General features: G+C 63.2%; 11 protein-coding genes and 2 pseudogenes. 5 read left to right on the forward strand and 8 right to left on the reverse strand.

The window, feature by feature from the left end; genetic code table 11:
- Positions 1 to 131: 131 nt before the first annotated feature.
- Complete coding sequence (locus E6J58_21235; GenBank protein TMB33215.1) at positions 132 to 1370, forward strand: hypothetical protein; 1239 nt, start codon at positions 132 to 134, stop codon at positions 1368 to 1370.
- Here the strand turns inward: E6J58_21235 and E6J58_21240 are convergent.
- From E6J58_21240 to E6J58_21250, 3 genes are all read right to left on the reverse strand, one after another.
- Entirely contained in the window at positions 1342 to 1539 is a 198-nt protein-coding gene (locus tag E6J58_21240; protein ID TMB33216.1) for a hypothetical protein, read from the reverse strand. The two genes, E6J58_21235 and E6J58_21240, sit on opposite strands and share 29 nt — an antisense overlap.
- Positions 1540 to 1865: 326 nt before the next feature.
- On the reverse strand, positions 1866 to 2597 hold the full coding sequence (locus E6J58_21245; protein TMB33217.1) for a hypothetical protein: 732 nt from the start codon (positions 2595 to 2597) through the stop codon (positions 1866 to 1868).
- Positions 2598 to 2727: 130 nt separating this feature from the next.
- Positions 2728 to 3219: a hypothetical protein gene (locus tag E6J58_21250; protein ID TMB33218.1), complete on the reverse strand. Its 492-nt coding sequence runs from the start codon at positions 3217 to 3219 to the stop codon at positions 2728 to 2730.
- A gap of 397 nt (positions 3220 to 3616) precedes the next feature.
- Between E6J58_21250 and E6J58_21255 the strand changes: the two genes are divergently transcribed.
- The 3 genes from E6J58_21255 to E6J58_21265 all read left to right on the forward strand — a co-directional run bounded on the left by E6J58_21255 (position 3617) and on the right by E6J58_21265 (position 6965).
- Entirely contained in the window at positions 3617 to 4540 is a 924-nt protein-coding gene (locus tag E6J58_21255; protein TMB33219.1) for an FRG domain-containing protein, read from the forward strand.
- Positions 4541 to 4891: 351 nt separating this feature from the next.
- Complete coding sequence (locus E6J58_21260; protein TMB33220.1) at positions 4892 to 5251, forward strand: hypothetical protein; 360 nt, start codon at positions 4892 to 4894, stop codon at positions 5249 to 5251.
- Between the two features lie 829 nt (positions 5252 to 6080).
- On the forward strand, positions 6081 to 6965 hold the full coding sequence (locus tag E6J58_21265; GenBank protein ID TMB33221.1) for a hypothetical protein: 885 nt from the start codon (positions 6081 to 6083) through the stop codon (positions 6963 to 6965).
- A 308-nt stretch (positions 6966 to 7273) separates the two neighbouring features.
- Here the strand turns inward: E6J58_21265 and E6J58_21270 are convergent, their stop codons facing one another.
- Positions 7274 to 7600 carry an XRE family transcriptional regulator gene (locus tag E6J58_21270; protein ID TMB33222.1) on the reverse strand — a complete coding sequence of 109 codons (327 nt, stop codon included), beginning with the start codon at positions 7598 to 7600 and terminating at the stop codon, positions 7274 to 7276.
- Positions 7590 to 7948: pseudogene (locus tag E6J58_21275) on the reverse strand (hypothetical protein). Before E6J58_21275 ends, E6J58_21270 begins: the two are co-directional and overlap by 11 nt.
- A gap of 295 nt (positions 7949 to 8243) precedes the next feature.
- On the opposite strand from E6J58_21275, the gene E6J58_21280 reads away from it, so the two are divergent.
- Positions 8244 to 9290, forward strand: a complete 1047-nt coding sequence (locus E6J58_21280) for an alpha/beta hydrolase (GenBank protein TMB33223.1) — start codon at positions 8244 to 8246, stop codon at positions 9288 to 9290.
- Positions 9291 to 9751: 461 nt separating this feature from the next.
- Here the strand turns inward: E6J58_21280 and E6J58_21285 are convergent, their stop codons facing one another.
- From E6J58_21285 to E6J58_21295, 3 genes and pseudogenes are all read right to left on the reverse strand, one after another.
- Positions 9752 to 10819, reverse strand: a complete 1068-nt coding sequence (locus E6J58_21285) for a zinc-binding dehydrogenase (protein TMB33224.1) — start codon at positions 10817 to 10819, stop codon at positions 9752 to 9754.
- A 501-nt stretch (positions 10820 to 11320) separates the two neighbouring features.
- A pseudogene (locus E6J58_21290) lies at positions 11321 to 12159 on the reverse strand (cation-translocating P-type ATPase).
- A gap of 261 nt (positions 12160 to 12420) precedes the next feature.
- Positions 12421 to 13186 (reverse strand): cytochrome C assembly protein (locus E6J58_21295; protein ID TMB33225.1); only part of this gene is annotated, 766 nt, incomplete at its 5' end.

Below are 13186 nucleotides of genomic sequence, written 5' to 3' on the forward strand. Positions count from 1 at the left end.
CATTATCCGTCCTACGACCCAACGATGACGCGGAGCGGAACGACCTACCGCGTTGACATTACGACGGAAAAGGGGGTATCCGCCTCGCGGAGATCGAGCGGATCGGCGCTCCTTTTCTCCGGGAGGCGATCATGATCGTGAAGTGGTTTCGAGGGGCTCGTGTCTCGTTCGTTCTGATCCTCGCGCTCGCTCTCGGCGTCGGGGGCGGCCTCGCCCGCGACGCCGCGGCGAAGCAGGCCCAGTGGGTCGCGGCGTGGGGCTTCTCCATCCAGGGGCGCTCCCCGACGCTGCTGAACAACCAGACCGTCCGCATGATCGCGCGCCCGACGGTGTCGGGATCGGCCGTGCGCGTGTTGATCGACAACTTCTTCGGCACGAGCCCGCTCGTCGTCGGATCGGCCTCGTTCGCGGTGCGCAACAACGGCGCGCAGCTCGTGCCCGCAACCGTCCAGCCGCTCACCTTCAACGGGTCCGCCTCCGTCATCATCCCCATCGGAGGGTCGATGTACACGGACGCGCTGGCCTTCGAGATCGACGCCTGGGCGGACGTGGCCGTCAGCGTGTACTTGCCCGGAGCGGGGGTCCAGGCCAGCCGGCACAACAATGCGCGCACGACGTCGTTCCTCACGGCGAGCGGTAGCGGCGATCATACGCGCGACGAGGCGTCGACGGCGTTCACCACCACGACGACGGAAATGCTGTTCACCTCCGCCATCGACGTCTCCTCCGACGCGAGGAGCGCCGTCGTCTTCCTCGGCGACTCGATCACCGACGGCACCGCCACCACGACGGACGGCCACGATCGCTGGCATGACATCCTCTACCTGCGCCGGCTCCTCGATCCCGGTCCGGGCGCCGGCCCGAAGGCCGATCAGGATCTCGGGTTCGTCAACGAAGGCATCGGCGGCAACCGCGTCACCGTCACCGTGGGGCAGGGCAGCCCCGCGGCGGTCCAGCGCCTCGATCGCGACGTGCTCGAGCGCACGGGGATCGGCAAGGTGGTCTTCTTCGAAGGCACGAACGACCTCGCGAGCGGGCAGGTCAATGCCGACCAGCTCATCGCCGGCATGATGGAGATCATCGACCGCGTCCACGCGCGGAAGCTCCACATCGTCGGCGCGACGATCATCCCGCGCTCGAACGCGACCTGGACGGCGCAGATGACCGCGTACCGGCACCAGGTGAACGACTGGATCCTGCACCGCGCGCGCTTCGACGGAGTCATCGACTTCGACAAGGTGATGCGCGACGCGACGAACCCCGACATCATGGCGCCGAGGCTCGAGTTCGGCGACCACATCCACCCGAACCCGTTCGGCTACCTGCAGATGGGCCAGTCGATCAACATGTCCCTGATCGACAGGCGCTGAAGAGCACGCGTCCGTCGACGAGCCGCGCCCCGCGCCGGGGCGCGGCTTCTAGCGCGCGGCCGAGGAGGCCGGGCCGCCGGCCCGCGCGGTTGAACGTCTCCTCGATAAGCTTGCGCGCCACGATCGTCGCAGCCGTCGCGCCGAGCGCGCCGAGGATCTTCTCCGGCACGGTCGGGTCACCTCCTCCGGCGGATCGATCAGCCGCGCGAGCGCGCGCCGCAGCCGGCGCGCCTTCGAGACCGGCTTGTTGCGCTGCGGCGCGGCATAGATCGCGTACGCGACGTCGCCGAGCAGCCCGAGCACGACCACGCCCGCCACCGCGGGCGGCCGGATGCCGGCGCTGGAATTCCTCTTCGTGGTCTCGCTCGGCGAGCTGGTGCTGCTCGTCTGGCTGATCGGCTGGGGAACGCGGCTGCGCGACTAGCGCTGCGTCGAGAGCAGCTCCTTGGCGAAAGGACCTGGGTGCCCGCCGCGCAAGGCCGGTTCTCTCTCCGGTCACATCGTATCGCTGCCCAGCAGCAGCGGGTCCAACGCGATGTGGACGGCGTTCTCGTTGCGGTCGCCGTCAGCGAAGAGTTCGCTGCGCGGGCGACGATCGAAGTCGCCCCCGACGGTCACGTTTCCCAGCACTTGGATCCCGCCGCCCTTCGCGTACAGCAGCTGGCCCTCGGGGTCGGCGACGACCACGACGAGAGAGAGGGCGCGAATGGATCCGGAGTGGGTCCTGACGAGCGCCTTCCAGAAACCACCCTTGCCGGCCCCCTCGGTGACGCCGTCCCACCGCGCCTGGTCGTGGGACAGCGCGGCGTTCACCACGCGGATGCTCGGTGTGAGCAGCGCGTCGGCGTTGAACCGGGCCTTGAGCTCTCTCCCGATGGCGGCGTTGAGCGCTTTCACTTTCGCCTCGTCGGCCTTGCCGGTCGTGGGGTCGAAGACCCCGCCCGCCTCCTTGGTCTTCGCCTCGATGATGGGGCCGACGTCGCTGCCCGGTACCACGGCGATCCCCGAGTTCTTCAGCTTCGCCTCGATGGCGCCCGCAAACAGCGCGCGCACCGGCTCCGGATCCTCCAGATCACCCGGCAAGCGGACCGGCGCGAGCGCGACCGTTTTCAGCGCCGGATAGAAAGATTCTCGCGGGACTTTGAACGGATTGTATGGCTTCTGCGTCGAGCCGCAAGCGCAGGCTACGATGGCGATCGTCTGCAGAGCGAGGCGGAACCGCGCCATGGCTACCCCCCGGCAATGAGTCTACCGCCGCCGGGACGGGGATCGTCAATCCCGGGTGATCTCCACGGTGTCGAATTCCTCCGCTTAATTGTTCTCCGTCCCGGCGCCATGGATCGGTGAGGCTCACTCCTCAGCTCACCGCTTTCTTCACGAGCGCGCCGATCCTTGCTTCTTCGGCGGTGGTCAACTCCTTCAGCGCGAATGAGGTCGGCCACATGGCGCCTTCGTCGAGGTTCGCATTGTCGCTGAAGCCGAACGTCGCGTACCTCGTTTTGAACTTCTGGGCGCTTTGGAAGAAGCAGACGACATTGCCGTCCTTGGCATACGCGGGCATCCCGTACCAGGATCTCGGCAAGAGGGCTGGCGCGCTGGCCTTGATGATGGCATGGAGCCGCTCGGCCATGGCGCGATCGCGTTCCGCCATCTCGGCGATCTTCGCGAGCACGTCGCTTTCGCCGTCCGCCCTGCCCGCGCGCGGGCCGCGGCGCGCAGCCGCCTTCAGCTCTTGGGCGCGCTCCCTCATCGCGGCGCGTTCCTCGTCCGTGAATCCCTTGGACGCCTTGGCAGTGGTTCTCTTGGAGAACGGCCGCGTGCCCTTCCTTGCAGGTTTCCTTTCAGCCATTGCGAAGCTCCTCCCTGCGCCGAAGCGGCGACGATCGCGAGCTCGACTCGTAAGCGTCAAGGCCCCTGTGTGGAACATTTCGCGCTTGCGGCGGAACGCAGCGGTGCCCGCCCCTTCGGGGCGCGACGGACAGGGGGCTTGAAGACACGCGAAGGCCCCATCGGCTAATGGCCGACAGGGCCCAGGTTGTCATGGTTGCGGGGGCATGATGGATGAATCATCTACGACACCGAACCCTCGGTTTTTCAGCAGGTTACGTCGTCGGCACGTCATGGCTTCGCTGCAAACCGCCGAGTAAGCGTAGGGGCCCGTCGAGGACGGGTCGGCCACTACGAAGGGCTGTGTCAGGGGGTTCAGCGAGTATCCTCGTGTTCTCTCTGACTCGGTGGAGCCAACTGTGGCCGAGGTCGTTGAACGCGTCGAATGCCAGGACGGTGAAGAACTGCTCGCGGCTATTTCGCTTCGAGGGAAGTACTTCCGCGGGCGCCGTCGTGAGTCCAGAAGCGGGATGGAGCGATGGATCTTCCGCGGCCAAGCGCAAGAATGGCCGCTCCTCCCTTCCGCGCTGCGCGCGGGCGAGCACGGACCACTGATGTTCCACTCTCGTGAAGGTTGGGCTCGGGTTGCGCCGACCAACACGGTGCAAGGCCTCTCGCTTCCAAACGACAGCCAACTACTACGTCGGCAACTGGCCCAGTTCGACATGATTGTGGATGACCACTTTGAAGAGAGGGCCGACGGGTTGCCAATGGCACTGTGGCCACCCGAAGTGTTGCTATCAACATTCGCTCTTGCCCAGCACCACGGAATTCCGACGCGTCTGCTCGACTGGACGCGAAAGCCATTCGTTGCGGCGTACTTCGCCGCGCGGGACGCTGCAAGAGAGCGGTTCAAGAACGATGCAATTGAGCCCACGCGACTCGTGATCTACGCGTTTAAAGCGAGCGTTCTCGAGCTCGACTACGCAGAGCGTAGAGAGCGCTTTACTTCCATCGTCGCTGCGCCTCGTCACGGCAACCCGAACCTTCATGCACAGGCCGGGGTGTTCACGGTCGAGCGTCTCCGAAGGCTTTCCATCGGCGATCCGGTCGACCGAAGGCCTTTTGACGAGCAACTCGTTGCGGCGGCGAGAAACTATCCCGACGGCGAGTGGCCATTGCTCAGAGTCTTCACCTTGCCGAACCGGTTCTCAACTGAGCTTCTGTGGCTCCTGTACTTGGAGGGTCTCACCGCCAGCGCGGTGTTTCCGGGCTTCAATGGAGTGGCTGAAACACTCAAGGACGAGGAACTGTTCCAAGGACTCGGTCTGCCAGAGCGCTGATTCAGCGTCGATTGTGGAGTATGCAGTGCCGGTCCCGCGATTCCGTCCAGCTCCTGCTTGCGCCCATCAACGCCGGCGCCGGTTGTTTCTTGACCGCGCCTTCCGCGTTTTTGTTCGCCATTGGCCGATCTCCGGCCTCGCGGGCTCTACAGGTAGCTGCTTTTTCAGCGAGACGGGTGCCGCGCGGATGCCGGGCAATGTCGTGACGCGGTCTGACCACTCGCCCGTCGCGGGTTCTTTCTGTGCATGATTACCACCGGGGAACAGCCTGGGCACATCTAAAGATTTTGACGTTTTTGGAAAAGCCATCGTGCGGTGTAGGCTCCGCTCCGGGAGGACAACCACTGCCTGATGCCAAACCGCCGACTCGCTGCCGATGAGCTAATCGTCGCGCGCGCCGTCCTTAAACGCTTGCGCGCGCGCCTCGTAGCGCTCAGTGCAGGAGACGAGGACCTGCTCTGGGCGCTCCGGCGGAAGATTTTCAAGGAGTTGATCTACGACGAGCGCGGAAAGCCGATGCAGCGGAGGGCGCTCAAGCTTGTCAAGCGGATGCAGCAAGGCGGCAAGTGCGCGCTCTGTCGGAGAAGGTTGCCGAAGGCGTACTGCGTCCTTGACCGACTGGTCGCGATGAAGGGGTACACGGTCAAGAACACTCGCTTGCTCTGCCCGGCCTGCGATACTCGCGTACAGAAGGAGCGGCGTTACGTCTAACTACGGAACGACAGCCCCGCCCGATGCGTCCACCCAGCCCGAGTTGGCCGCGTTGCGCCAGAGCGGCTTGTTGAGGCCACGATGAAAGACCGGACCAAACCCTGGGGCGAGTCCCTGAGTCAGAAAGTCCGCGCTCTGAGCGGCAAGGACGTCGTCGCTTGCAACGGTCCATCCCTGAGCCAGAGCGGTCAAGACGCATTGGTCCGGAAGATCGACGCTGCCGTTTGGACCGACAGTAAACTGCATGCCGCCGATCCCCCATGCTTCTGGAATTTATGGACAGCCGGGTACCACACACACGAAGTGCGTTCAGCCCACTTTATTCACGTATGGACCCACGGTCGACGCATGCACGCCGGACGCTGCGCGAACGAACACCGTCCAAATCAATTATCTGAAGCAAGGCGCCTACCAAGGACTCTTTCAGCAGGGAACAACTGTTGTTTACCACGACGCGATGACGCAGACCGGGTCGTGGCCATCACCGCAATCCTGCCTCTGTACCGACATCAGCGGAAACCATAGTGTCTGCGGCTCAACACCTTGCGCGTCCTTCTAGGTTGAGACAGCACCTTCTTCAGATGCGGGTTGTTGGAGTCGTTGCCACTGTCTGTCCGGATAGGAGCGGACCATGCGGTTGGATGCGCGGCACGTCGCTTTCGTTCTTGCAGTCGTCGCGTTCGGCTGCGGATCGCGCGGACAGCCTTCCACTTCAACAGCGAACACCTCCGCCGCCGGACTCTGTTGCGAAAGCACGGGGGCTGCGGTTCCGGGTTCTTCCGGTAATACGCGGCCAGCGGCGACGCCTGCTTACGATATCACACGACTGATGTATGGCGTGCCCCTCGACTTAGACGAGGAGGGCAACATTCTGCTCCAGCCCGCCAGCGACCGTGGGGCCATCTTATTACACGCGGACGGCGTCCGAGTAGACAGATTGCCTCACGACCTGACTATCGGCCGCCTCTCCGGCGGTGGCGAGGTAGCTGTCGGGTCCACGTCCGATTCCGCCGGGATAACTGCGGTTCTTTTTGACGGAGTATGGACAGACCTCAACACGTTGCTTTGTGGAAGCAGCGAATGCTGGGCGAACAATGAGGCAATTGGAATCGACGCTGGAGGACGGATCGTTGGAAACCGGTACAGTCTTTCAACACGGCTAAGCGCTTATACAATATCGCCGAATGGCATCGTCTCGACGCTGGTGTTCCCGGGGGCGACCTCAACTGGGGTGTGCGACGTCAATTCCCGCGGCGAGATACTTGTCCACGCCGTCTTTAGCAACTCCGCGTACGAGCGCGCCGTCATCGTGTCGACTTCCGGGGCGCCGATCGGTATTACCATTCCCAATGGGCATGTATGGGCTAACTCGATCAACGAGCGGAGCCATGTGGCAGGTTGCACGCAGGCTGCTGGTGTCAGCCATCCGTTTATTTGGGCTGAGGGAAAGCTCACGGATCTAGGCTCCATTGGCCCCCGGTACGGTGAGAAGTTTTCTTGCGGAGTGAGCATATCCGACGAAGACGTGGTTGTCGGCGATTCGAGTGCGCCGACGATCAGAGGTTCCACGCATTTCGTGTACGCGAACGGGACGATGTTCGATCTCGATGCTATATCAGGAATCGAGCTCGATTACGTCGTCCGTATAAATGCTAAAGGTCAAATCTTGGCGCGTGATAGTTTCGGCTACGTTGTGCTCTTGAAGCCCCGCTGACCTCACGCGCGGCTCTGGTTCAACGCGCTGATTGGAACAAATCGGGCGCTAGCCTTGACCGTTTCACGAACGACATCGACCAAGTGCATCACGAACGTGTCCGGATGCTGTGCTCGATCCCGATCGGCTTCAGAACCTCGGGTGGAAAGTCTTCCAAGTTGAACGTGACGATGGACCTCCGCACCGCACGCCATCGCCGCCGCCGCCACTATTGGGACTGGAGGCCGTGAAGCGCATCGAGGCGGGGCGCGCGATCAGCGCCCCTGGTTCCGGACAAGATCTGATCAAAGTCTCCGGCACGTGGAGCATCAGGCGGACACGACGTGAAGGTGCCCGACTCGCCTCGCGCGGTTCGGCGCCCGGATGATGTCGACGTCGCTGCCGAGCATCCGAAGGTACTTGAGAAGCCTCTCGGTCGAGAAACCGGAGATCCGCCCTCGAAGCAGCGCCGATACTTTTGGTTGATCGATGCGGAGGACCTTCGCTGCCGCAGCCTGCGTCAGCCGCCTCGACGAAATGATCCTGGCGACCTCTGCGGCAAGCTGCGCCTTCGCCAGGGCCTCGTCGGGCGCGGACACATCGAGATCGGCGAAGACGTTTCCGGTGCTGACGCTGAAATCGCGCTTACTCTTCATCGCTCGCTCCCCTGAAGTGCCTTGCTGCGTGAATCTCCTTCGCACGACCCAACCGTTGCCTCACGATGTCGATCTCGTGCTTCGGCGTCTTGATCCCCTTCCTGGACTTCTTCTGGAACGCATGCAGGACGTAGACCGCGTCTTCGAACCTGACGGTGTAGGCGGCGCGGTAGGCATTGCCGTCATAGTTGTCCACGACCTCCAGCACTCCACCACCGCCCAGGCCCTTCAGGGGCTTCGCGTCGGGGTGCTTCCCGCCGGTTTGAGCGAGAAAGAGCGCGTACCCATCACTCGCCTCACCTCTTCCGGGAAACTCTTCAAGTCCTCCTTCGCCCTTCCGACCCACACCAGTGGCTTCGGCGGAGCGAGCACGGACCAAGTATGCCAATTCTGGCATGAGGATGCAACGTCGAGGCCGACGGAGGTCTGTTCGGCGCGCTGGATGTGAGGTAGGCCAGCGCGAAGAGCGGCAACCCACCTGTCTGGCGGCGATTCGTCCCAGCGTCGCCAGCCGCCTGGTGCGCACGCACCGAATGCCGCGTATGAAGCGTGGCACGTGATCCGGTACAACTGCACGAGCAGAGCGATTCCCAGGCCTGCCTCGCAAGAGATAGGTCACGCCTATCGCCGCCAAAGGATCTCCATGCTGAAGCCCTTCGTCACTACTGTAGCGCTCCTCTCCGTCGTCCAAGCTTCCTCCGCACAACAATCCACGCCCGCGCCTCGCGACGTCCCTGGGCGTTCCATTCCCGTCCCAACGACCGTCAGCCCGCAGATGCAGGCCGTCATCGGTGGGCCGTTGAACCCGCTCTATAACGAATCGCCGAAGAACGCAGATGAGTGGAAGGCGATCGTTCAGAGGACGGCGCAGGCCGCCGTGGCGCGTCTCCCGGAACTCCGAGAAGCGCTTGGCGTCACCGTTCAGCCAACCAAAATCGGCGGTGTGAGCGCCTTCATCGTTACTCCCAGGACCATTCCGCCTCGTAACCGCAACCGCGTGCTGCTGCACTTTCACGGTGGTTACCGGGTCCTCTACCCTGGCGAGTCGGGAACGAGCGAAGCGATCATGATGGCGGGACTCGCCGGGTACAAGGTCATTTCGGTCGACTACCGAATGCCGCCCGACTTCCCGTTTCCTGCTGCGCTCGACGATGCCGTCGCTGTCTACCGCGAGCTGCTCAACACCAATAAGCCATTGAACGTCGGCATCTTCGGGACGTCAGCAGGCGGTAGCCTCACCATCGCGACCTTATTGCGAGCCAAGGCCGAACACGTGCCCATGCCTGGTGCCATAGCGCCCGGAACACCGACCGTTGATCTCAGCGGGGCTGGCGATACATTGTTTACCAATGCTTTCGTGGACAACGTTCTCGTCGCGCCTGAGCCCTTCATTCGCGCTACCGCGCTGCTCTACGCTAACGGACGCGACCTGAAGGACCCGCTGCTGTCGCCCATCTATGGCGACGTACATGGATTTCCACCAGCGATCCTCACCAGCGGCACGCGCGACCTGTACCTGTCCCACACCGTGCGCATGTACCGCAAGCTGCGCGCCGCCGGAGTGGAAGCGGTGCTGCAAGTCTGGGAAGGTCAGTCGCATGGCCAATATCGCGCGGACCTCGACGCCCCAGAGACCAAGGAATACTTCGACGAAGTCGCCCACTTCTTCGACACACACTTGAGCAAGTAAGGCGCGCATTTCCGTCAATCGCGCGAGTCGGCACAAGAAGTCGCTGGCCGGTGCTCCCGATGAGCGGCCCCATCATCCGAGCCTCCTGCCTTCGGGCAGATCGCGCGGCACCTGATCGCGGATGCGAGAGTCAGGTCTGTTCCCAAGTCGTCATAGAGTGCCTGCGCACCCAAGCCATTACGACTGCGCCGCGTAGCGCCCGGCATCGGCCGGGCGCAGGGCAGTTCTTGGACAAGATGCAGACACGATCGCGTAACCCCCTGTCGCATCGACTAGGCTAAATGAGCGCAGCGTCAAAGGTGGTCATGCGCTCGGCAACCCCGAACGACGGCGTGGGCTGTTACGCGCCAAACGGGATCGTCCAAGGAGGCCAGAGCGCCAAAAACGAGGAGCATCACGATCGTCGCAATTGAGTGCAGGCCGAGGCGTTTTCCGAATGCCGTGACGTAGCCTTCAATTTGTCACGCGGCTTCTGATTCAAGCGGCGACCTGTCGCGCACGAGCACGATCTTGCCCGTCACGCCACCCTTCCCGAGCAGCTCGTGCGCCTGTCCTGCCTCTGCAAGAGAAAATCGTCGCGCGATGAGTGGCTTGATCTTCTGATGTTGAAGGAGGTCGAACAGAGCGGTCAAATCCTGTCGAAATTGTACCGGCCTCAGCCGTTTGCGCCACTGGATGCTGTAGGGGACCACCCGTTTCCGGCCAGGGAGAAGCCAGCCGCCGGCAATATACAGCCCGAAAATCGGGATTCCATGAAGGCGATTTCGACGACCTGAACGACCTGAAGCCAATCGGCCCGCCCGTAGGGAAGAAGTAAGACCATAGGCGACTACCGTCCCGCCTGGACGGAGAGCCTTGCGGGAACGCCAGATATGGGTGCCGCCGATGCTGTCAAGGACAACGTCTACGCCCTCACCGGTGAGGCGGTGAATTTCATTCACGAAGTCGAGCTGTCGGTAATCGATTGGGGTACCGCCCAGGTCGGAAACGGCCGATGCTCCTCGCGAGGAACAGGTACCGTACATCTCCAACCCGGCGAGCCGCCCGAGCTGCAATAGTGCCGTGCCGACCCCGCCTGCTGCGCCGTGGATCAGCGCGCGCTGACCCTCTCTGACCTTAGCCGAACGGTGCAGCATCTGGTACGCCGTTACGTAGTTCAGCACGAGGCTGACAGCCTCGGCGGCGTCCAACCCAGATGGCACCGGAACCAGTTCACGTTGCGGCAGGCAGACGAACTCCGCGTACGCGCCGCTGATCGGCAGTGCGGCAACTATCTGGCCTGGTTCGACTGCAGAGACGCCGTCGCCGAGCCGATCCACCACGCCGACCAGATCCCAGCCCGGCGTGAACGGCAGCGGGGGCGTCTCGGGATGAACGCCCTCGCGCGCCATCAGGTCGGGCAAGCAAACACCCGCGGCAAGGACTCTCACCTGCACTTCGCCCCTCTTCGCCTCGGGGCGCTCTTCTTCGAGCACCTGAATTGCATCGGGCCCGCCGTAGTGAGTAACGATGATGCGCCTGTGTTTCACGGACCGCTTCCTCGCTCGCGCACGCCGCCGCCGATGACGCCGAGGACCATGGGGCACCTCTGGCCTGGAGTCCTTGGAATTGGCGTGCCAGTTCTACGGCGGTGATCCGGGCCTATCTGCGCGCAAGACTTGCGCAGAACCGAGCCTGATGCACTTTTGCCGGTAAGACTTGCGTTCGGACTGCCAGGGATCTGGCCGCGAAGTCGCTAGGCCAGTTTGCCGAAGCGGAGTTGCGCTGTTCCTTGGGAAGCCCACGGTCGTGAATGAACATGGGCATCTCGAAATTGCCCTTCTTGAAAGCCCTCGCGATGTGATGGAAGTGGCGCTCGATGGCAGCGCGGCTGAGTCCTCGGGCCGTCGATGGAGTCAGTCTGCCTGGACGGCCAGGATGTTTCATCGCTCACTGCGGCGAAATCGCTCTGGAGCGATCGATTGCGGACAGCCACGAAGCGCATGCGACTTCTCCTAGCCTCACCAGGTTCGAGATCTCGCTCGAATAGCTCACTGCGAACGATTTACACCGTACTCGAGAACCCGAAGGGATCTGGCGCGGCGCCGTTGGCGCAACTGTTTCAGCGCTTCGAACCAGAGCACGCAAGCGAGGCCAGCGCCGAGACTGAACAAGAGATCTTCGGCGTGCAGCGGCGCGAAGTGGAAGAGCTGCTGTGCGAATGGCACGAACAACACGACAGCCAGCAGCGCCGCGGTGCCGCCGACGACCCAGCGAAACGCGGCATTGGGAACGCGCAGCATCGCGACGACCGATCGCGTCCCTGATCGGTTGACGAGGATGACCACCAGGAAAGCGACGACGAGCGTTGCGAACGTGAGAGCACGCGCAGCTTCCGGCGCATGCCCGATGCGGGCGAGCATGAACACCGCCACGCAGGCAGCAAGAACGCTCAGGCCCTCTGCCACGGCGAGCGAGAGAGTCTGGCGGGAAAACAGGCGTTCATTCGGATGTCTTGGCGGCCGCCGCATGATGTCCGCCTCTGCCCCCTCCGCTTCGAAGATCAGCGTGCACGACGGGTCGATGATCAGCTCGAGGAATGCAATGTGCACCGGCAACAGGAGGAGCGAACAGCCGGCGACGAACGCTGGCAGCAGCGACAGCCCGGCGATGGGTATGTGCACGGCAAGAACGAAGGCGATGGCCTTCTTGATGTTGTCGAAGATGCGGCGGCCCAGCCTCACGGCAGCGACGATTGATGAGAAGTCGTCGTCGAGCAGCACGAGCGACGCTGCCTCGCGTGCGACGTCCGTTCCACGGCCTCCCATGGCGATGCCGATGTGCGCCGCCGCTTGAGTGCGGGGGCGTCGTTGACTCCATCGCCCGTCATCGCGACCACCTCCCCGTTCGTTTTGAGTGCGGTAACGAGGCGGAGCTTCTGCTCTGGGATCACCCGGGCGAACACCTGCACGTCCTGGACGCGTCGTGCGAAGAGGGGCCGCAGGCCTCTATGTGACCTGCGAGACGCTCCTGGGTCCTGAGCGAACACGGGAAATCGTCGAGCGGATGAGTGCAATGCCTGACGTACGTGTCGCTCCGTATCGCAAGCCCGCTGGCTGATTGCACACGCTGAATGTCGCGCATCGTCGGTCTAAACGGGCTGCGAAGTCGTCTTGACTGCCGCGACGGCGCGCTGTCGCCAGAAGTGAGCTGGGAGGAGACAGATGGCAATCAGCACCAGCTGGGAACCGATGAAGCCGGCGAGGGCGCGGAAAGCGCTGTCCATGAATCCGTACGAGTGGAGCCCCACTCCGAGCATGTTTACGCCGAACCACGACAAGCTGGTGATCACGTTTCCGAAGATCGCCATCGCCATGATGCCCTTTTCACGAACGTAGCCTCCCCAGCGAGCGTGGAGGATCACGGCGTTCCAGAGGACGATGAGAAGCGCGCCGTTCTCCTTCGGGTCCCAGCCCCAGAACCGTCCCCACGACTGATCCGCCCAGATGCCGCCCAGCACCGTTCCGACGAAGCTGAAGAACAGTGAGAAGCAGATCACCCCGTAGGTCATCGAGACCAGCGTCCGGCTGTTGGTGGAATCAGGACGCCGGCTGAGATGCCGCCGCAGGGTGTACCCGATTGCGAGTGCGCCGGCCAGGAACGTCCCGCCGTACCCGATGGTGATGGTGATGACGTGCGTCGCAAGCCAGAAGTTCGAATCCAGCACTGCGCGCATCATCTCCATGGTGTCGCCGTCACCCATGAGGTGATGCGCGACGATCAGCGACGCAAAGCCGGAGGCGGCGGCGACAGCAGTGCCGAATCCCTTCCGGTAGATCCGTTCCAGCGCGATCCCGAGGACCACCGCGGTCCAGCCGACGAATACGGCGGAGGAGTAAAGGTTGGTCACCGGCGGC

Source organism: Deltaproteobacteria bacterium (assembly GCA_005879535.1).
GTDB lineage: Bacteria > Myxococcota > Myxococcia > Myxococcales > 40CM-4-68-19 > 40CM-4-68-19.